This is a genomic window from Dysgonomonas sp. BGC7 (assembly GCF_001261735.1).
Taxonomy (GTDB): domain Bacteria; phylum Bacteroidota; class Bacteroidia; order Bacteroidales; family Dysgonomonadaceae; genus Dysgonomonas.
Genome location: NZ_CVRP01000001.1, coordinates 167,020 through 189,458, shown reverse-complemented (window position 1 = coordinate 189,458; position 22,439 = coordinate 167,020). Strand labels below are relative to the sequence as shown.

Here is a 22,439-nt window from a genome sequence, read left to right as displayed (position 1 = left end):
TCATTTATTAGGTTTACAATCCCACCACACACGAGTAGCAATATTATCAGCACCACCTAACATAGAAACTGCAGCAGTATAATTAGCAGTGTTGTTAATTGCTTCCTGTGCAGGATAAGGACATCTTCTAGGAATATCCGAATTAGCTAATATGCTATTTGGACTATTATTTACTACAACAGGAATCATAACAGGATATCCGGTACGGCGACGATCTGCCCATGCCTCTTGCCCTAAAGGGAAATTAGCCAGCCACTTCTGTATAATAATACGTTCAAGACTCTTTTCAAAGTTAGCTTCATCATCTGTATTCCATTTTACTGTTACAGTCGATAATTGTGTATTATAAGAATATTTACCACTTGGGTCTGTATATCCATTAGGAAAAGAAGTAGCATCTGCTAAATATGTGTCTGCACCAGTTACACCCCATTGACTAAAAGACAATGTAACGGCCTGATTGTAAAACGACTCTGCTGTTCCGCCCATATTCCAGCCACGTAAAGAACCTTCAGCTCTCAGGAACATAACCTCTGCTACATTCATCCACTGCAAAGGAGTTGTTCTATTTATATTAAAAATAGAATAGTCTTTAAACTCGCTTACACTACCAATAGAAACTCCCGATCGATAACCGGCATAATCTACTCCAGTAAATCCTGACTTTAAGAAATACGCAGCTCTCCGAGGATCTTTATAAGCATTCATATATGCTGTCATATCTGCTACAGAGCGATTGTCTCCATCGTTATACTTAACTGCTACATTTATAGGATTACCATCAATGCCAAAAGTAGAAAGAGCTGCATTATCATCATTCGACGTCATAACTCCGATCGAATGATTTACAGCCTCTTCAGCTTTTGTCTTAGCTATACTCGGTTCAGCATATACTATGCGCATAGCAAGACGTAGCTTGACAGAATTAGCCAGCTTTATCCATTTTACAACATCTCCACCAAAAATAAGATCTGCATTTGTACTTATTGACCCCGTTTGTCGCTCTGTCAAAGCATCTATTGCAGCATCAAGCTCTTCAAACATCTTCATATAGACATCTTTTTGAGAATCATATGGAACCTGAATTGCCCCATCAGCACCAATCTTTGAGTATGGTATAGGACCATATGCATCAGCAACCCGGTGTATAGCTAGCACTTTAAGAATCTCGGCTATAGAAAGTGTTATCTGATCATCGGTAAGACCTTTCAGCTTAATATACGCGGGATATACCTCTGGGATAACCTCATCAAACATCACACTCGACCAACCGTCCGGAGCATCGAAGGTTGAAAATTTGTTCGGCCATGAACTTGCTTTAGATTCAGAGGCATATCTACCATAAGCCCCACCTAGTAATATATCAGTCTGATGACATCTATTCACATCTGTTGAAATCACATTAGATTGCATTGTACGTAATGGAGCTGATATATTATATCCATCACGACCTTGCTCTTCCGAATCTGTAGAATAAGGATTCTTGTTAATATCTTCGTAATTAGCTGTACATGCAACAGTTGCTAACAGTACGACAATTACAAAAAATATGTTAGATATTTTTATTTTCATAATCTTTGCTAATTAAAATTTCACTCGTACACTAAAACCAATATTTCTTGTACTCGGAGTAATAAAATAGTCCATTCCCTGATAATAATTGTCAGTAATTGTAGAAACAGATTCAGGATCGAATGGAGCTCTCTTGTAGATCATCAATAAATTACGGCCAACTACCGATACTGTCGCATCGCATATTTTAGTCCATTTTCTTGGTATTGTATAACCAATAGAGGCTTCTTGCAAACGAACATTAGTTGCACTATATGTATAGTATTGAGGTATGCCATCAGAACTAGCTACGACACTATACCAATTATAAGCATCCAACATATTTCCATCTATCTCGATTCCTCCATTATCACGAGCTGCAGCTGAGGCATCTGAAACGCCAAAATAGTCGAGAGTAGCTTGTGTACGAGAAAATACAACCCCACCCAAACGTGCAGTTACAAGAAAACCTAAACTTATACCTTTATAGCTAAAATCATTTCTCCATGCCAAATTCGCTTTAGGGAAAACACTCCCCAATTTTTTCCACTGAGAGATATCTTTTATTCCCCGGATAGCTTGCACCTGACCATTTTCATCAACATAAATTTTCCCATCGCTATCGCGAACTAAATCTGCTGACGAATAAAGATCACCTAAAGTACCTCCTTCTGCAACCAAGTAATGAACATCTCCAAGATTACCCATATCGAGATGAGAGAAAGAGAAGGTTTCTCCTGTTTCGTAATTTGTTACATTCCCCGCAAGCTTCATTATTTTATTCCTGTTAGCACTAAAAGTAAAATTGCTGTTCCATGCAAAATTTTTCCACTTCTTAGCATATCCCAGGCTAAGCTCAATACCTTGGTTACGAACATCTCCGGTCTGTATATACATGGTGTTATAACCTGATCCGGGTGAAATCCCTGTATTTATAAGCTGATCTAAAGTATTAGTATGATACAAAGTAGCGTCAAAATTGAAGTCATTAAGGAATTTTGCGGTAAGACCTATTTCATATGAATGGGTGCGTTCCGGTTTCAGATTCTTAATAGGGTAAGAATCATAAGTCGTAGACCATTGTGTTCCTGTCCATGAATAGGTAGGATTTGACAAATATCGTTGAAATGCTAACCCTACATCTGCATAAGAACCCCTGAGCTTAAGATAGTTTATTACTTTGGGCAGCTTGAATATTTCGGATAATATCAACGAACCTCCTACCGAAGGATATGTAAAAGAACTATTTACAGATTCGGGACCAGCTAACTGTGATGGCCAGTCTGTACGCAATGTAGCTGATAAGTAATATGAATTTTTAAACCCAACCTCTGCACTTGCAAAAATAGATTGTTGTTGCTCTTTTATTCCGGAAACATCTCTTTTAGAAAGAGAATTACTTATTTGAAGTATATTAAATACATTTGGAATAAGAGCAGTTTCTCCATCAACAGAACCATCACGTATAGGGCCTGAGATACCATTTACAAATGTTCTTGTATCTTGTATAGAAGCGCCGGCAAAGGCATCTAAACTCCAATCTTCATTAAAACGTTTATTTACTCTCGCCATTGCATCGGCATATATTAGCCTATTGTCCAGCGTACTCTCTCCGTAAAGACCATTCGTTGAATTCTCGGTAAGCTGAGTATTTGTTGTTGCATAATATTTCTTTGTAGACTTTTCCTGAGAATCATCTAAGCGAACACGACCAGAGAGTGTTAACCAGTCAAGCACTTTATAGTTTAAGCCGGCATTTAACATGTAACGATCTTTCTTGTTCTCTCGTAAGTTTCGGTAATTGACCCAGTATGGATTTTGCAAGACATATTCGCCGGGAGCCATATCCCAATTTTGGGTATATATCTTACGTTGGACATCGTATTGCTCAAACATTTTCACATTCTCCCAATCATTACCACGAGGATAAAGATAAGCTGCTGCTATTGGATTGCTATAAACTCCTTGACTTGTCATATTCAAATCGGTCTGCTTAATATAGCTTGCTCCAATATCCAATGTCATCTTATCGTTCAGAAAAGAGGTCGTATTACGAAAGGTAAAATTATAACGATTATATTCGTTGTTAGGTATTATACCGTCTGAGTTTACTACAGCAGCAGAAAAGTACGTTTGGTTTTTATCGTTTCCTGTAGAAAGAGCAACACTTTCTGTGGTAACTGCACCTGTTGTAAAATAATCTTTATATGGATCATAACCCATATAATTATAATTATTGAGTCTATTGCCCCAGCTCATATTTGTATCGTTGGCACTTGTTCCATATCTGTTCTGAAAGTCGTATTTTACAAAAGGTTTTAGAAACTCAGTATTTTGTGTAATGGTTATACTGGTTTTCCCGATAGCTCCTTTTTTAGTAGTAACTACAATCGCACCATTAGCAGCGCTACTTCCATAAAGCGCAGCTGCAGACGCTCCGGTAAGAATAGATATAGACTCGATATCTTCGGGATTGATGTCTGCCAAAAAATCTGAAGAGCCTGCTGAATCAAATTCAGTACCTCCAGTCCGAGTGACATTATTCATTGGGATACCATCTATAACATAAAATGCATTTGAAGACTGTTCTATAGATCTTGAACCACGCATTACAACTTTACTGGCCCCTCCAACTCCTGATGAACTGGCATTAATATTAACTCCGGCAACTTTACCATTCAACGCATTTATAAAGTTTGCATCTTTAACCCCAACAATATCGCCGGAAGTTATTTCCTGAACATTATAGCTCAAAGCCTTTTTGGAGCGTTCGATACCAAATGCTGTAACAACAACATCGCTCAAAACAATATTCTTGTCAGGAAGAGTTACATTAAAATGAGTTTGATTTCCTACGGTGACACTTGCAGATTCGTATCCTACACACGATATTGCAAGAATAGCACTAGCCAAAGGAGGACTGACTTGTAAAGTAAAGCCTCCATCAACATCAGTTATTGTTCCGGTAGTAGTCCCGCGTACACTCACTACAGCTCCAATAACAGGATTCCCCTGATCGTCAGAAACAATGCCCGATACTGTAACAGGTTTATTATCCGAAGGGTTTTGTTTGGAAAGAAGAATATTAGAGTTACTAATTTTGTAAGAGACATCTGTTCCTTTTACCATTTGAGCCAAGGCATCATTAACAGATTTGTCCTGTACATTTACAGTTATCTTACGCTTGATGTCAATATCATTATTAGAGATAAACAGATATTTTGTCTGTTTTTCAATCTCGTTCATGACACTTTCCATGGGGACATCTTGCATTTTTATCGTCACACGAATATTTTGCGCATGGAGCGGTAGGTTTATCAGAAAAAAACTAATAGCCAGCACATACGCAAAAAGCCTTTTTTTTTGCTGAATATTTTTATTATCCATAACTTTGTGAAATAAGAATCATTAGTGGTTAGAACTTTAAAGTTAGTTGCTGTGATTCGTTGGCCTGCTAATGTTACAGCATTGGCAGGCTTATTTTATATCACAGACTTTGGTTGTTTTTCAGGTATTAATCCATAGGCTATAATAATTTTATGAATAAAGGTTTATAATATTGTTATTATTCCGGTTTCAGGATCTTTATTATAGGTAAAATCAGATGCGGATTGTAAAACCCGTAAAGCATGATCTATACCATCCGAAACACGTATTTTTCCTCGAGTATAATTAATTTTAGGTATACTTTTACATTTTATTTCTATCTGAACATTGTATATTCTTTGAAATTTTGTGATAAGTTCTTCAAATCCAATATTATGAATACTGATAATTCCCTCAGGCCAAAGGTATTCATCATGATTTAGTATTTTCCCTAATTGGAAATGTCCGTTAACAAGCTCTACCTCTTCATTTACTTTCATTATAATGGGATTCTCTTCTTTCAATCGGCTTGTTAGTTTTATAGAGCCTTCCATGAGTGCTACAGAAAATACTTTGGACACTTCTTCTGCTTCAATATTAAATTTCGTTCCAAGCACTTCCACATCACAAGCAAAAGTCTCTATAACAAAGGGGTGTTCAACATCATGTTTAACATCAAACATAGCCTCACCTGAAACACTAACACGACGTTGCTTTCCTGAAAACACAGATGGGTACTCTAGTTTAGAGCCTGCATTGAGACAAACTTCAGTACCATCACTCAATGTTATATTGATACGCTGTCCATCAGGAACCTCAACTATTGTTTTCTGATCCGATAAGCTTTTTATCTCATTAGTAAAATGGAAGTAGCCAATACCAGCAGCTATTATTAATAATATGGAGGCAGCTACAGATATTTTCGAAAGTTTTGCAAATATTGTTGTTTTGGGAGAATGTGTGGATGTAGACATATCCATTCGTTCGATCTTTGGTGCATATAAAGCCAAACCTTCCATCATCAACTGCATTGCATCCAGTTCTTTCTGATTTTCGGGATCAGCGTCAAGCCACTCTGATAGAAGAGTCTCTTCATCCTGAGAGGTCTCACATTTCAAATATTTTAACAACAATTCTTTTTCCATATATTATAAAGACACACAAATAATCTTGGTTTGTAATATAATTGATATTTTTTTACTTCAAATTTAAAATATCCATCATATTATAATAAACACACAACTCTTCTGCATTTGTAATAAAAAAACATTTATTTACGCCGATTATCAATAAAACGCATTATTTCAACCATATACAAAATATACTAGAATAAAAACGGGAAGATATTTAATAAGGCCAAAAGAGGAAGATAATCTTTAAGAGATAAACGAAGGATCTGTGTTGCTTTTCTTATTTCAAAGCTAACCTGATTAAAAGACAAACCGAATAATTCACCTATTTCATTATAAGTCTTTTCCTCGAAGCGACTAGCAATAAATACCAGTCGAGTCTGATTCGGCATTTTCTCTAATTCATGCTCTATAATACCTGATATTTCTTCAAGAAAAAGAGAACTGGGATCATTTGCCTCCAATGTTTCTATACGTGAAGATATTAACCGCAAGGTAGAGTTATGAATATCTTCCTGAATTTTCAAATGGATACTCTGATCCCGCAGCCAATTTAAACAACGCCGCTTTATCGAAACCAATATATATGAAGGTATATTTTGAGATGATTCTATTTTATCCCGATTCTCCCAAAATGAGATAAAACAATTCATTACTAAATCTTCAGCAACCATAGCGTCACGTACGTAAGAACGGGCTATAATTACAAATTGGGATTTATACTGTTGAAACAGTTGACCAAATTCTATAGAGGTTATATGCATAGACGGTTCTTGAGACATATTAACCAATTTTACTCTATTTTTCTAGTTATTAGATATTATATTTAGCTCTGTAGAGCTTTGGTATTAGTACAAAGACACATATATGCGCCTTGTTTGTAATAAAGATATATAAATTCTTTATTTATTACTCTCTATATCTAATCACAGATTAGTTATAGGGTATAAAGATCAACAATCTTTTGATAACAAAAGTATAATAAATATACGATAGAGGCAAAAGAATCTAGGACTACCCTTTATATCATTTCGTCATAAATATCAACAACAAGCAACTCACAAACACAAACAACCTAGACAAAACACCAACATCTCAGCGAACGGAAGACCAATTTAACACAAATAACATAACTCCTTAAATTATTAGGAATGAAAAATTGTAATATTTCTTTTTCTTTTAGAGATATTTTTCGGAACATTTGATGAATAAAACAATAGCTTCGGGATATTTCATACTCGAAGATATTTCTTCTCCGAATAGCGAGGCTATGAAAAGTATAGATTTTGCAATGGCAATGCTTATTTATGGGCTTATACCATCAGGTAGCTTGCTAACGATCTACTTATATGCTGCTGTTAATATTCTTGTAGTGTCAAGATTAGGATTGGTTATTTCCAACTATTCGAACACTATGCAACAAGCAATGTTTGTAATGTTCTTCTTTATGCTTATTCTCATCTTATTGAGCGGCTTGTATACTCCAATTACAAGTATGCCTGAGTGGGCACAAATAATAACAAAGATAAATTCATTAAACTGCTTCATACAGGTAATGAGATCTATCTCAAAGGAAGTAGTATAATGGACTTGTTACCTCAGCTCTTTGCCTTATGCGGGTTTGCAATAGCGTTTAACTTGTAAGCAATTATCGCTTATAGAAAAAGCAGTTGATATAATTACAGAAAGAAAAGAGAGCCCTTTGCTGACTCTCTTTTTAAACTACCCACAAATCTAATTTACAGACATACCTAAAGCTTTGGTATATCCATTATTTTGAATACAATTACGAAATTTCATATTATTCAGTAACTCAGTCATTGCTTTCCTCACTGTTTCCGGATTTGGACGTGCTTCACGTATTTTCGCATAACTGCTTCTGTCTGCTTTTGTATATTCAACGATTACATCCCAATTCTCAGGAGTTGGAATAATTGTCATACATGCCCTTGTTGCCATTTTTTTGTAAGGCCAAAAATGCCATCCTATATTATTATCTTCCAACAAACGCCTGAAACCTCCAACCCATTCATCCGTGTTCTCTCCTGTCTCGCCCATATACATAGGCAGGTTGACACTATCTCGAAAGCTTATCAAATCCTGAATACTTGATTTCAATATATCACATTTATATCGATGACAGGTATACATCATATTATTGTCAAATTTTGAATCTGTAAATACTTTAAAATTACTGTTCCATTGCGCTCCTCCCAACAATACTATATGATTTCGGTCTACAGTACGTATTGAATCTACACATCTCTTATATAAAGGCTCGAGTGCAGTATTCAACTTATCATAATCCGATTTAAAATAATGAGCTATAGGTTCATTTACAAGATCATAGCCTAACACAATAGGGTCGTCAGCATATCGGGTAGCTATTTGTTTCCAAATATTACAAAAAAGCTCTTTACTTTCCTCGCTTTCAAAAAGCCATGGATAGCCATAACTGTCATCGATGTTGTCTCCTGTCTGTCCTCCCGGTGCTACATGCATATCAAGAATCACATACAAGCCCTCTTGACGGCACCAATCGAGTAAACGGTCAAAAATTTCAAAACCGATCTTACCTGTATTCTTGCCCATATAGTTATCGTCGGTAAATAATTTATAATGAAAAGGAACTCTCACCGAATTCATTCCAGTTTGTTTAATGTATTTTATATCTTCATGCGTAATATAATTATTCCGAAACTCCTCCCAGAACCAATTTGTAAAGTCAGGGCCTACCATCTCACAAAAGGCATCGTTTATCAAGCGATATGAATTTACATCCTTAAAAAAGAACATATATCCTTCCGGATTCAACCAATTACCTAAATTAATACCCCTGATAAAAAATTTGCTGCCATCCGGCATAACCAGATTTTGATCTTTTACTTTTATAAACTTATCGTTCTGAGGGTTCAATACATGAGAACTCAAAACAATAAGTGCTAAGGGTATCAATAAAAACAATATTCTTCTCATTCTATCTAATTAATTATACCGATCAGTAGTCAATCTTTATCCAAAACAACGACTTGACCAGTTGCTTTCAACTATAATTTTAACTAAAACCTGACAAACTTGTACACTTTGAGCCCCTCTTTGTCTCCCCCAGAGGGGAGAAACTGTTGACGCTATCAATTCATTGCTCCTGTGCTAACTGTTGATTGATCAATATCATCAATTCTCCTGGCTTTGCCCTAGCCTCCCTTCGGGGAGGTTGGTGGGGCTATTTTAACTAAAACCTGACAAACTTGTACAGTTTTTATCTGCTTTTTCAATTGTAATTATTTAATCATCTCTACTTCGCCTAAGCCTCCCTACGGGAGTTTGGAGAGCCATTTTATAGATAAAGTTCTGTTATCTTTCAGTAAAAGTTTATTCGATCTTAAATTTTGTCATAAGACCTTCTTTGCTGCTTCCGCCAACCCAAAGTTTGAAATCACCGGCTTCAGCCTTTTTCTCCAGATCGCGACCATAGAAAGCCAGATCATCTGTAGTTAATCTGAATTCGACAATTTTACTCTCCCCTGCTTTCAGTGATATACGCTGAAATCCTTTCAACTCTTTGACAGGACGAACTATAGAGCCTACTAAGTCTTGAATATAAAGCTGCACAACCTCTGTTCCGTCTATTTTACTTGTGTTCTGTATAGTAGCTTTTACTGTTAAAGTTCCCCCCAAAGCAATGCTACCGGATGACAAGTGCAGATCTGAGTAATCGAATTTACTATAAGAGAGCCCATATCCAAACGGATATAAAGGATCCTTACCCGAATCCAGATAGAAAGATGTATTACCCAGCGATGTTTGCGGAGCTTCTAAAGATATATCATCTAAGGTCATAACCTTATCAGGAGCAGGACGCCCTGTATTGTTGTGATTGTAATACATGGGTATTTGTCCCACCTCTCTTACAAACGTTACAGGTAGTTTTCCACCTGGGTTTGCTTTGCCGAATATAAGGTCAAGAATAGCAGGTCCTCCCATCGTACCGGGATGAAAATTGTACAAGACTGCATCGGCAAAAGGAAGATCTCGCTCAATAGTCAATGGACGCCCTGCCACAATAACTAATACAACAGGTTTACCCGCACTTTTTACAGCCCTGAGCAAATCAGACTGTACTCCTATCAGATCGATGTTAGACAAAGAGTGAGCCTCTCCCGATAGGATAGCTTCTTCTCCAAGAAACACAACCGCAACATCTGCCGATGCTGCCGCCGCCTTTGCTTTATCAAATTCCGAGGTATTTTTATCCCGAGAGTATTTTAATGCAGGCTCATACAGATAGTTGACATGGCTATATTCACGCTTTAAAGCAGTGAGAGGAGTAACAGTATAATTCTTATCCCCATCAAATACCCACGTACCCATCTGATCATGCGGAGCATCTGCCAATGGCCCTATAATTGCTATCTTCTTATTCTCCGCTAAAGGTAAAAGACCATTATCATTTTTCAACAATATTGCCGACTCTATCGCAGCCTGACGAGCAGCCTTCAAATGATTCTCGGCATATAACACCGATTGCCTTTCTACATCTACATATGGATTCTCAAACAATCCCATTCTGAATTTCACACGAAGAATATTACGCACTGCACCATCTACCACATCTATAGACACCTTTCCATCTTTTACCAATCCGGCCAGATGTTTAATGTAAGAACCGCTTACCATCTCCATATCTACTCCGGCGTTGGCTGATATTTCTGATACCTGCTTAGAATCTTTGGCATAACCATGAGCTATCATTTCGGTCATCGATGCCCAATCTGATACAACAAAACCATCAAAAATCCATTCTTTTCTCAAAATAGTCTTCAATATATAATCGTTGCCGGATGCGGGTATACCATCATTATCGTTGAAGGATGTCATCAGAGTAGCAGCTCCGGCTTCGATAGCAGCACGAAATGGAGGCAAATATGTATTCCTCATCAAATGAGGGGGTATATTAGTACTGTTATAATCACGTCCGCCTTCAGATGCTCCATATCCGACAAAGTGCTTTACGCAGGCAGCAATTGCATTACTATCTGATAAATTTCCATTTCCTTGAAAACCCTTAACCATAGCAGCCCCCAACTGTCCGCTCAAATACGGGTCTTCTCCCAAACTTTCGGCTATCCGCCCCCAACGGGCATCACGGGAGATATCGAGCATGGGAGCAAATGTCCAGTTTATCCCAATAGAACGAGCTTCTATGGCAGCAATACGTGCACCGTTTTCGACTAACTCCGGATCGAATGACGCAGCTTGTCCCAATGGTATAGGAAATATTGTCTTAAAGCCATGTATTATATCTCGCCCTATAATAAGAGGAATACCTAAGCGGCTTTTTTCCATAGCCGCTTTTTGTATTTCATTTATAGCTATAGGATCAGTTATATTCAACAAAGAACCAACCTCCCCTCTTTCCACTCTGGAAGTTAAACTTACTCTTTCTCCTTTACTGTAGTTGAGTTGATTCATCTGTCCGATCTTTTCTTCAAGAGTCATTCTAGACAGTAACTCATCAACTCTCTTTTCAACATTTTGTTGTTGAGCATTTATAGAGAAAATACAGAAAAAGAAAAGAAGAAATATAATAATTTTATTCATACCTGCTATAGTCTTTATTTTTTCTTGAACCACTCTTGCAGTATAAAAAAAGCTTGCTTGCGATCACCTCTATCGGAGATAATACCCTTGCGGTTAAAGCCATCCTGAATATTAGGCAATAGACGTCTCGATGACCTGAAATCTTTCAGTATCCATGGAGAAATACCGGCAACATAGCCCATTCTTTCATCTACCATATTCAGAGTCTTACGATATAGTTCCGCCTGATATTCTTCTGTCCATATCTGACTTGCATCTCCGTGGTAGCCTGCTACAGCCTCTCCGCCAAATTCACTTATCATCAACGGCTTATCATAATCAACCTCCCATCTTACACGATCCAGCTTTTCATTAGTACCATCGTACCAACCCACATATTGATTGACACTGACAATGTCAACATAGTTGCTCATATTATCTTTTATAGAAAGTACTTCTTTCGATTTATCATTACGCTCCATAGCCATACTTATCAGACGAGTATCATCTTTTTCGCGAGCATATTTAGCCAATGATGACAAAAACTTATCACGAGCATCTCCATGAGGTGTTTCATTTGCAATAGACCAAACAAAGACATTAGCCCTGTTTTGATCGCGCTCTATCATTTCATCTAATTGATTAAGTGCATTTGCATATACATAATCTTTTTCCCAGTGAATTGTCCAGTAGACAGGTATTTCTGACCATACTAACAAGCCCATTTTTTCTGCCAAACGTACCATTTGCTCGTTGTGCGGATAATGCGCCAGACGTACATAGTTACACCCTAATTCTTTAGCCCAGTTCAACAACGTAAGATCTTCATCCTCGCTAAAAATACGTCCGTTGCGGAAAGCTGCTTCTTCATGAATACTTATACCCTTCAGAAAAATAGATTTCCCATTCAGCAAAATTTCCCGCCCACGAGTCTCAATCGTTCTAAATCCGATCTCATCGTTTACAGCATCTTTACCTGATACGATTTTTACGGCATATAGTTTGGGCGATTGCGGAGACCACAGCGCAGGATTAGCTTTTACTTCTGTTGTAGCAAGACCCGAGGCATCCGTTGTTATAGTCTGTTTTATCTTGAGTTCGGGAATTTCTATATACACAGATTGTCCTGCCATTTTCTCAGACATTTGAGCTTTTACTTCCAAAATATTGGATGTTCCTTTTTTCAACTGAACTTTATAAGACTGAATAAAAGTCTGCGGAACTTCTACAAGCATTACATCACGTGTTATTCCTCCATAATTGAACCAGTCAAAGTTATTAGTCGGTACAGCATCTGCTCTGCGTTTATTATCTACTTTTACAATCAACTTATTATTACCTGATTTCACAAAGTCTGTTACATCAAAATTGAAAGGAGTATAACCGCCTTCGTGCATACCTACTCTTTCTCCATTCAGATAAACTCTTGTTTCATAATTTGATGCACCGAAATACAAATATACCTTATTGTCCGATTTAGGAGTATAAAGAAATTGTTGTCTGAACCATACAGTACCCTCATACAAGAACAGGTTATCAGAGAAGGTATTCCAATCTCCCGGTATTGGCATTACGGGAGATGTATCAAAATCGTACTCTTTATATGTATTAATATTATCTACCTGATGGTCTTTAAAAAAGCCATCGGGGTTAGGACGACGTCTATAGTCATAATATCCGGTTTCGAGAGGATCTACGGTATAGTTCCAGTAACCGTTGAGGCTTATGCGTTGTCTATCATAAACATTCTGGATCAGAGGAGCTAGTTCTTTCGAGGTCTGACCGAAAGACCATAGATTACAGAATAAGATTCCCAATAATAAAAATTTCCCTTTTAAATTCATTACAATGTATATTTTTTAATTAACTAATTCTATATTATCAAAGTAGAATATACCAGGACTGGCACTTGTTCCTTTTGTATACTGTCCACCAAACTGTATGACCCAAGTATTGAAAGAAGTGATGGCAGAACTATCAGAAAAATCGAACACAACATCTACCCATTTACCATAATTAGATGATAAAATTGTTTGAGTCTTCACGACAGTCAATGCCGAATTTTTACTATCGACCAAGCTTACTGAAACTGTCGGCTTAAGATTTACTCCATCATAGTTGTTCGTTTTCGGTAGATAGACCTGCATTTTCAATTTATTTTTTGAAGAAAGGTTGAATGTATAATTACGACTAAGAGTCAGTCGCTCATTGTATCCAGATCCTCTAACTACACGAGCTATAGAATCTGAAGGGTTTGGCTCTGTCATGCTTACATTTCTCACAGTCGAATATGAAGGCAAGCCCCAAGGATTAGACTCCATATCGGAAAGAGTAAATGCCAAAGATTTAGATGCACTTTCAAAATTTTCTTTTATAGTTTCTTCTTTTGGAGGGTCTGGTTGAGTCGGAACTTCAGGCAAAATAGGATACCCTTTTGGAACAAGTAAATAATGATCTTCCCATTTCGCTGTTGCCCTAGAAGCCGGATATGTTTCTGCATGTACCACCCGCAGGTAGTTATCTGCAATCGAATCTATCCGGTACTCTATATCCGAAGGAGAGTTTCCTCGATAGAAAAACATATACGCCCCTCCTGTAAGTTTGAGATAGTAATACATTTTACCGTTTAATTCTCGCTTGGTGAGCGACCACTTTTGAGGCTGCATACCCGGAGTATAATTAACAATAAAGTCTCCTTTTGGCGAAGCCGTAACTCCGGTTACAGAACCCATTTGCCTCAGTTGTTCTATACGGTATTGAGCTACTCCATCTATTGTTCCACCATGAGAATACGATTGTCCATGATTTTCGTAAGTACACTCTGCACCTAATAGCTTAAATCTTATTTCATCGTCATACATTCCTGTACCGGCATAAAATAAAGGTGCTTTTTTATCATCTGACTCCTGCCCTGTCTGGCGTCTCCACAAACGTATATGCCCTGTTCTCAACGAGTCTAGCACCCATGTTTTACCATTCAGAGCATCTATTCCTCCGGTAAGCATATTATACACAGGATCACTCACAAGTGCCATATTATCTTGTGTAATTTTGATGCTCTTTGATACGGAAACTTCTTTTGTCCCATTATAATAGGTCATCGTTACAGTATAAGTTCCGGTAAACGCATAACCTGCATATACTGTATCGCCTACAGCCGTCTGACCATTTCCCAAATCCCATTTTGGGGGAAGAACCGCCCCTTGCAAGCCATTGACAAACATAAAAGAATTATCATCGGCCACATCGAATACTTTTATACGTCCATCGTCAGGTATAGAGCCAAAATCCATACTAGGATTATCGGGAGTACAAGCCCATACATATAAAAGGGCTATAATTATAATTGATATTATCTTTTTCATTTTCTCTATCTTTTAATAATTGATTATAGATAACCCGGATTCTGCTTAAGTTTATATTTACTGTTGATTATTTCCGAAGTAGGTATTGGTAATAAACCTTTTGCTTCATAATTAAACCTTTGTACATAAATTCCATTTGGATCAGATTCGTCGATATGTTGTTTTGCATAGTCAATACCTCTACGCATGAGATCCCAATATCTAATTCCTTCACAGGCAAACTCCAGATCGCGTTCTGTATATAAAAGATCCAAATTGACAGAGGTCACATTCGCAGAAGCACCCATAGCCCTCTCTCTAACCTTTTTATAATAGTTGAGAGCTTTGCCCGGATCTCCACCACTTTTTAAATTCAATTCGGAAGCCATCAACAGAATATCAGAGAAACGAAGTACAGGATTGTTGTATGGATAGTTTACCCGCACATCTCCTTTATTTGTCTGAAATTCTTTTAATGCAGCCCACTTACGAGGGAATATTCCTGAATCCTGATAGCCTGGCTTATAATTAATTCCTTCACTTTTAGGTACAACAAAAGAAGCAGCTTTACGAGTGTCTACATCACTAAATATTGCGTAATATGCTTTCGATATTGGAGCAAAAGACCATCCGTCGGCATATTTAGATTTATCTCCGGGGTTAAGGCGCATCGACCACAACAATACGGATAAATTACCATCAGCTACTTCCCTATTGTTATTGTCCCATCCCTGATATGATTTTTCTGAAAATTGAATTTCAAATACAGACTCTGTATTGTTCTTATTCAATGGAGAAAATAAGTCTCCATAATCAGGCAGTAGTTTGTGACCGCTATAATTGATCAGTTCTTCGCTTATATCTAATATATTCTGAAGAGATACTCCTCCGAGTTGGCTCTGCCCATAGTATCCGGTATAGTATAGCCATACACGCATCAATAGACCTTGAGCTGCACTCTTAGTTACTCTGCCCAGCTCGGCTGAAGGAAGTTCCTTGTATGGAGAAAGCACCGATATTGCATCTTGCAAATCTGTTGCTATCTGCCCATAAACAGCCTCAGGAGCAGCTTGGGCTTGTGAGTATTCGCTACTCGAAAGAGTCTTGGTTATAAGAGGAATATTGCCGAACAAGCGCACTAAGTCGAAATAGAAATAAGCACGTAAGAATTTTGCTTCGGCAGCATATCTTTCTCTGTTCGATTCTTTATCAAATTTGGCATCAGGCAACTTTTCAAGCAGTAGATTAGCCCGATATATTCCCGAATAATATTTTCGCCATAGAGAGCGTACATTAACAAGATCTCCATCAAGAGTTCCTCTATTGAAATGTTCCATAGTAGCTGCATCAGTTGCATTGTCTCCACCGGCATAACAGCGGTCTCCCATAATTTCACTGATCCACTCGAAAGGAATACTTCCGGCACCCGTACCCGGTGTATTTAGTGCCCCCCATTGCAAAACATCGTAAGTAGAGACTAATCCTTGAAAACATTCCGAATCATTCTTATAGTAATTAGTTTCCAGTTCTTCTGTTATCGGCTTAAGATCAAGTAAATCATTACAAGCATTCATTGACAAAAGCCCTACCAGAACGATTATATATTTTATTTTAGTTTTCATATTCTTATATTATTTAGGTTCGACTTAGAAAGAAAGATTTAAACCAACTGTAAATGTTTTAGGCTGCGGATAGACACCTCTGTCAAGTCCTTGCGAAAGAACACCTCCGGTCACTTCCGGTTCGTAACCTGTATATTTTGTAAATGTGAGTAGATTAAGAGCTGATACATACACTCGGCATTGTTTAATATTGAATTTATTCAATTGCTGAAATGTGTAGCCCAAAGAGATGTCTTTCAATCTTAAAAATGATCCGTCTTCGAGAAAGAAATCAGACGCTGTAGTAAAATTTCCATTCTGATCGTCAGCGGTAATACGTGGGTAAGAATTTGATGTGCCTTCTCCATGCCAGCGATTCATAGCTGTTGTTTGAAAATTACTAGTCTGTAGATCCCAACGGCGCAATCCATTAAATATCTTATGACCAATGAGCCCTGTCCAAAACATTGTAAAATCGAAATTCTTGAACTTAGTAGATACGTTTACTCCAAAATTGAATTTGGGATGAGGGCTTCCACAATATTCCCGATCATGAATATCTATCACTCCATCATCATTTCTATCCTTAAAGATTAAGTCGCCCGGCTTGGCTTTTGGCTGAATAACTGTTCCGTTCGAACTCTTATAATTATCTATCTGAGCCTGATTCTGAAAAACTCCTAATGTTTTGACCAAATAGAAATATCCTATCGGTTGCCCCGGCTCCATCATAAGCAGATTTTGCATCTGAATTACACTACCTCCTGTAATATAACCATTCTCATTGCCCACTTCTATTACTTTATTCTGGTTATATGCAATGTTTCCATTGATATCAATCGACCAGTCTTTCTTGAGATCTTTGCGATAACCTAAACTAAATTCAATCCCTTGATTGCGTACACTTCCGGCATTGCCCCACGGAGGCTGATTACCGATATACATTGGTGCAGGAATAATAACCAACAGGTCTTTTGTCGTTTTACGATACAGATCGACAGTAGTAGTAAAATTTCTAAGAAAGCGTGCGTCAAAACCTATATTAAATTGCTCTGATGTTTCCCATTTCAGATCAGGATTTGCTGTACGTCCCGGAGCTGCACCAATTGCTTGCTCATTGTCACCGAAATAATAAGTTTTCCCCCAAGTACTGATAGTAGACACATATTGCCAATCGTCCAAAGCATCATTACCGGTCTGTCCCCAACTAACGCGGGCTTTCAGCATATCTAACCACTTTTCATTTTGCATAAATTTCTCGTTCGACACATTCCAGCCGGCTGAAACAGAAGGAAAATAACCAAAACGATTGTTAGGCCCGAAACGATATGATCCATCGGCACGATATGTTGCTGTCATCATATAGCGACTATCAAAATCGTAACTAACACGACCAAAATATGACACAAAAGCCTGTTTGAAAGCACCACCACCAGCTCCATCACTACCTTGAGTTTTGGCCAAAGCAATATATGCATATTCAGGATCATCGTACAATAGCCCCTGCTTGCTTGCCGATACGTCTGTTCCATTACCCTTACGAACAGAGTTACCAATCATAGCCGAAAAGTTATGTACATTTACCTTATTAGCATATGTCAACGTATTATCATTGTTATAATAAAAATTCTGAGACATAGATTTACTTACACCTGTACTGTTTGTAAAGTTTGAACTATTCAGACGGTACAATGGAGTATAACCTCTCGATTCTGTATAATTTATAACTTCTCCCAGATTGGATCTTAAGGTGAATCCTTTATACGACAATTGAGCAAATCCCATTAGATTGATACGGGTATAACTAGATGAGCCATGTGTGTAATAAATACGTGCAACCGGATTTACAACTTCTGTAGCTACATATGGCGATATTCCGAAGTCGCCCATATTGTCATATACCGGAGTAATTGGGTCTATATTAATAGCTGAAGATATGGGCCCTGAATTACCCTGATTGGACGCAACTGACTGTTTCTTGACATGAGACACATCGGAGTTGGTACCAATTTTCAGCAATCCATTCAAAAATGTAGATTCATAATTAAGGCGTGCAGTATAACGTTCATACTTAGATTTGCCAGGAGCAAAAATCCCTTCCTGCATAAAATATGAGAGAGATGAACTATAAATTGATTTTGTATTGCCTCCTATTAATGACAATTGGTGATTGGTTATAGGTGCATTCTTATTGGTAATTTCCCTCTGCCAATCGGTACCTTTTCCGAATGATACTATCTGTTCTTCCGAATAAGGCAATGCTTTTGCAGAATTATAAGCTGCCTCGTTTTGTATACGGGCATAAGATTTGGCATCGAGAAGATCGAGATAGCGCCGTGGATTCTGTATTCCATACGAACCGGAATATTCTATTCTATTTTCTCCATCTTTACCTTTTTTTGTTGTTATCAGTACAACACCATTTGCACCCTGAGCTCCATATATAGCAGCGGAAGCTGCATCCTTGAGGATTTCCATAGATTCTATATCGCCCGGATTGAGAGATTCTATACTACTCATAATAAAGCCATCTACAACATATAACGGATCGGTGCTGTTGTTTGTGCCCGCTCCACGAATGCGAATGCTTACCGCCGCACCGGGCTGTCCACTGTTATTCATTACTGTTACCCCCGGAACACGCCCCTGCATAGCCTGATCGGCACGCATAAGACCAGTCTGCGCCAAGTCTTTGGACGAAATAGAAGAAATAGCTCCAGTTACTAAACTTTTCTTTTGTACACCATAACCAATTACAACAACTTCGTCCAGTTCATTATTTTCCTTAAGTTGTACATTGAGTTCCCCTCCGGATGTTATTCGTATTTCTTGCGGAGTATATCCTATATAGCTAAAAACCAGTGTAGCGTTAAGGGGTGCATTCATAGTATATGCTCCGTCAACATCAGTCACTGTAGCCACAGAAGTACCCTTTTGAACGACAGATACTCCAATAAGAGTCTCCCTTGTCTGCGAGTCTGTTATGATTCCTTTTACAGTTACATTTGTAGCTGTTCCGCCACCCGGTTGTTGAGCAAAAAGGCAACAACAAGAGCAGATCAGGAGTAATACTGATAGAATAAAGATTCTGTTCATAATATTAGTATCTAATTGATTATTATTATTTTTCGTTTAAAATTGAGCTAAAATTATCATTCGCATCCAGATTTAATTTTTTCCTTAACCTATACTTTGCCATTTCCACGCTGCGGTACGAGATATTTAGCAAATTGGCTATCTCTTTATTACTTAGATTTAGTTTAAGGTAGGCTAACAATTTCAAGTCTCCTTGCGACAGCTGAGGGTATTTGAGTGCCAGACGCTCGAGTAAGCCTCCAAATACAACATTGAAATACTTTTCGAATATCTCCCAGTCTTCGTTATTATCCAGTTCTCCTTCTATTTGTCTGATTACTTTTTTTAGTGCTTGCTTGGCTTCTTTACTTTGATCAAATTTTTCGACTTCCTGCATTTTCTGTTTCAGTTCAGTCATTAGATTACTACGCTTAACACCGTTCATTGTAATTATAGCCAACCTTTTATCTTTCTCTTTGAGTTCTATTCCTAGTTTATCTTTTTCGAGTTCTAATATATTCTTCTCCAATCTATCTACCTGAGCTTGCCTAATACGTTCTATACGCCTTTTATCTTTTTCAGCTTTTCTTTTGTAGATAAGCAATATGAAAAGAATGATGCAACCAAGTATTACGAGATATACGAAAATCATAAGATTGCTTATATACCATGGCACATCTACTCGGACAATGATCTGAGTGGGAGTACCTTCTACGTCATTTGCATTTCGTAGTTGTATGGTATATGTTCCCGACTCGAGATGAGTTAAAGTCAGAGAATTATCAATATTTTCTTTAATCCACGTTGTGTCTATTTCCATTACCCGATACTCTATTACACAATCTGCATTGAGATCTATGGGATAGATATTTATTATCTTTTTATTGTTAGGAAGCTCAAATTGCTTTTGTTCAAAATCATAATAAATAGGTTCTCCAACCCCGACACCTTCCACAAATCTTATCCTGAGATGATTTGAGATAGTCTTATTTAGTCGGGAAAAAGCTATGCCATTCTGATATCCCACAGCATACGTATTCAAATCTAACTTTGGTATTGAAGGAGATATACGTTTGTTATAGATATGAGAAAATATACCTGAATATTTTTCAAGTTTATCTCCTCTTCGGGTAATATAACCGATATCTTTAGGAGTTTGATACCAAAAGACATTATCGTACTGATTCAAAGAAACCAAATTGGAATTGCAAAGATGGAACAACTCTGCTAAGCCATTATCAGGAATCATTTTCTGTGACTGTACATTGTACATATACGGCTTTTCGCCATCATAATATACAATATGATCATCGAGCAGAGACATCAATAAGTAATCCTTATTTTCGCTTTCAGACATATTATATTGTTTTATATCCTCTACAGTTGTCATATCTTTAGATAAAGTCAGACGTACGAATCCATCCTTAGGTATCATAAGCCATAAATAGCCATATTTATCGAACAGTATATGGCGACTGGCACCGGCATAATTCTTTATTTTGGCAATGAATGTAAGCTTTCCTTCAACCATCCGATAAAGACTCAATCCATAATAATCCGTACCAACATAAAAAGAGGGATTTGTAAAAGACTGAGCAAGAGTCGTAGTCCCTCCCTCCTTAATACAAACGGGCGTATCTTTCACAAGTCTAAATAGTCCCAAATCATGGTTATAGACTAATTCTCCACCTATATTATACATAGACCATACAGAGCCGGAAGTACCTTCTATAGGATAAAGATTACCTGTAGATGTAAGTTTAAATACCCCTTGATTAGAACCTATGTACAAATCATTTTGCAGAGGTACTATACTGCGAATTATACCAATAGAAGGTTTTGGACTGAAATATGTTTCTTTACCTTCAGTATCTAATTTTACGACACCTGCATCAAGGCCCATCCATATATCATCATGATTATCAAAGCCTACACTTAAAACTGTAGATGTCGGCAAGCCATTATTTTCTCCAATATTCTTTATAATATCACCATTCTCATTTATTATATACAAACCTCCTCTGGTAGTACCAACCAAATACTGTCCTTTACGGTTTTCGCAGGCAGTAAAAATTTTAGCCTTGCTCAATATCATATTTGTTTCCTGGCTAAAGGGTAGTATTTTTGTATAATCATCAGACAAAATAAAAATACCTTTATGTTCTAGAAACAGGAGCACCCTATTGTCAGAGTTCCTTTTTATCATATGCATAACACGGTCGTTTACCGGTACAATCTCATGAAATTTCTTATCAGAGTCTATTCTATACATAGTATTTTTTACCTGAACCCATATGTCTCCGGATACTATGTGCATATAACTGATATTATCTAAAGCCTTTATTGTATCAAGCTTTTGTGTAGCAATATCATATTTAAGAATCATTTGATGTGATTGTGCATAAATATGCCCTCCATTATTTACAGGAGAATCAACCCTCCAGAATTCGACAGATATATTACGCTCCTTATTTGTCCAGATAGGTGTATATTGAAATTTCCGATATTTATCCTGAGTCCACTTTCCAAATTGATTAACAGAACCACTATATAAAGTATTTGTTTTCGCATCGAAATACAGATTTCGTATTATACTACCTCCATGAGGAGAATATACTTCCCAACGTACACCATCGAATACACCTAGTCCATTATTCGATGCAAAAAACATATAACTGTCATTTCCCGGCACAATACTCCATATCTGAGACTTTTCCAGACTACCGCATTTATCCTGAAAAGTTTCGAGATAGGTATTACCTATATTCACAGGGAGCTGTGCCATTCCATTT

Annotated in this window: 11 protein-coding genes and 1 pseudogene; 1 reads left to right on the top strand and 11 read right to left on the bottom strand. The window is 37.4% G+C overall.

Features of this window, described 5'->3' with window-relative positions; all coding sequences use genetic code 11:
- From BGC7_RS00820 to BGC7_RS00805, 4 genes are all read right to left on the bottom strand, one after another.
- Positions 1–1,572, bottom strand: coding sequence for a RagB/SusD family nutrient uptake outer membrane protein (locus tag BGC7_RS00820; protein WP_050699651.1), 1,572 nt, complete (start codon positions 1,570–1,572; stop codon positions 1–3).
- Between the two features lie 12 nt (positions 1,573–1,584).
- Positions 1,585–4,938 (bottom strand): SusC/RagA family TonB-linked outer membrane protein, encoded by a 3,354-nt coding sequence (locus tag BGC7_RS00815; protein WP_050699650.1) that lies wholly within the window; start codon positions 4,936–4,938, stop codon positions 1,585–1,587.
- A gap of 164 nt (positions 4,939–5,102) precedes the next feature.
- Entirely contained in the window at positions 5,103–6,062 is a 960-nt protein-coding gene (locus BGC7_RS00810) for a FecR family protein (RefSeq protein WP_050699649.1), read from the bottom strand.
- A gap of 179 nt (positions 6,063–6,241) precedes the next feature.
- On the bottom strand, positions 6,242–6,829 hold the full coding sequence (locus tag BGC7_RS00805; RefSeq protein ID WP_050699648.1) for an RNA polymerase sigma-70 factor: 588 nt from the start codon (positions 6,827–6,829) through the stop codon (positions 6,242–6,244).
- Positions 6,830–7,332: 503 nt separating this feature from the next.
- On the opposite strand from BGC7_RS00805, the pseudogene BGC7_RS00800 reads away from it, so the two are divergent.
- Positions 7,333–7,691: pseudogene (locus BGC7_RS00800) on the top strand (ABC transporter permease); the annotation flags it as partial.
- 90 nt (positions 7,692–7,781) lie between these two features.
- Here the strand turns inward: BGC7_RS00800 and BGC7_RS00795 are convergent.
- The 7 genes from BGC7_RS00795 to BGC7_RS00765 all read right to left on the bottom strand — a co-directional run bounded on the left by BGC7_RS00795 (position 7,782) and on the right by BGC7_RS00765 (position 22,432).
- Complete coding sequence (locus BGC7_RS00795; RefSeq protein WP_050699646.1) at positions 7,782–9,023, bottom strand: glycoside hydrolase family 5 protein; 1,242 nt, start codon at positions 9,021–9,023, stop codon at positions 7,782–7,784.
- Between the two features lie 396 nt (positions 9,024–9,419).
- On the bottom strand, positions 9,420–11,648 hold the full coding sequence (bglX, locus tag BGC7_RS00790; RefSeq protein ID WP_050699764.1) for a beta-glucosidase BglX: 2,229 nt from the start codon (positions 11,646–11,648) through the stop codon (positions 9,420–9,422).
- A 14-nt stretch (positions 11,649–11,662) separates the two neighbouring features.
- Positions 11,663–13,471, bottom strand: a complete 1,809-nt coding sequence (locus BGC7_RS00785; RefSeq protein WP_050699645.1) for a glycoside hydrolase family 2 protein — start codon at positions 13,469–13,471, stop codon at positions 11,663–11,665.
- Positions 13,472–13,486: 15 nt separating this feature from the next.
- Positions 13,487–14,992 carry a hypothetical protein gene (locus BGC7_RS00780; protein WP_050699644.1) on the bottom strand — a complete coding sequence of 502 codons (1,506 nt, stop codon included), beginning with the start codon at positions 14,990–14,992 and terminating at the stop codon, positions 13,487–13,489.
- A 23-nt stretch (positions 14,993–15,015) separates the two neighbouring features.
- Positions 15,016–16,593, bottom strand: coding sequence for a RagB/SusD family nutrient uptake outer membrane protein (locus BGC7_RS00775; RefSeq protein WP_050699643.1), 1,578 nt, complete (start codon positions 16,591–16,593; stop codon positions 15,016–15,018).
- 24 nt (positions 16,594–16,617) lie between these two features.
- A complete protein-coding gene (locus BGC7_RS00770; RefSeq protein ID WP_082206389.1) occupies positions 16,618–19,668 on the bottom strand; it encodes a SusC/RagA family TonB-linked outer membrane protein in 3,051 nt (1,016 codons plus the stop codon).
- Positions 19,669–19,693: 25 nt separating this feature from the next.
- A complete protein-coding gene (locus BGC7_RS00765) occupies positions 19,694–22,432 on the bottom strand; it encodes a helix-turn-helix and ligand-binding sensor domain-containing protein (protein ID WP_050699642.1) in 2,739 nt (912 codons plus the stop codon).
- Positions 22,433–22,439: the final 7 nt, after the last annotated feature.

Excerpts from the sequence above, each read along its gene's own strand:
- bglX (WP_050699764.1), bottom strand. The coding sequence starts at position 11,648 with ATGAATAAAATTATTATATTTCTTCTTTTCTTTTTCTGTATTTTCTCT.
- BGC7_RS00780 (WP_050699644.1), bottom strand. The coding sequence starts at position 14,992 with ATGAAAAAGATAATATCAATTATAATTATAGCCCTTTTATATGTATGG.
- BGC7_RS00785 (WP_050699645.1), bottom strand. The coding sequence starts at position 13,471 with ATGAATTTAAAAGGGAAATTTTTATTATTGGGAATCTTATTCTGTAAT.
- BGC7_RS00820 (WP_050699651.1), bottom strand. The coding sequence starts at position 1,572 with ATGAAAATAAAAATATCTAACATATTTTTTGTAATTGTCGTACTGTTA.
- BGC7_RS00765 (WP_050699642.1), bottom strand. The coding sequence starts at position 22,432 with ATGGCACAGCTCCCTGTGAATATAGGTAATACCTATCTCGAAACTTTT.
- BGC7_RS00775 (WP_050699643.1), bottom strand. The coding sequence starts at position 16,593 with ATGAAAACTAAAATAAAATATATAATCGTTCTGGTAGGGCTTTTGTCA.
- BGC7_RS00770 (WP_082206389.1), bottom strand. The coding sequence starts at position 19,668 with ATGAACAGAATCTTTATTCTATCAGTATTACTCCTGATCTGCTCTTGT.
- BGC7_RS00805 (WP_050699648.1), bottom strand. The coding sequence starts at position 6,829 with ATGTCTCAAGAACCGTCTATGCATATAACCTCTATAGAATTTGGTCAA.
- BGC7_RS00815 (WP_050699650.1), bottom strand. The coding sequence starts at position 4,938 with ATGGATAATAAAAATATTCAGCAAAAAAAAAGGCTTTTTGCGTATGTG.
- BGC7_RS00795 (WP_050699646.1), bottom strand. The coding sequence starts at position 9,023 with ATGAGAAGAATATTGTTTTTATTGATACCCTTAGCACTTATTGTTTTG.
- BGC7_RS00810 (WP_050699649.1), bottom strand. The coding sequence starts at position 6,062 with ATGGAAAAAGAATTGTTGTTAAAATATTTGAAATGTGAGACCTCTCAG.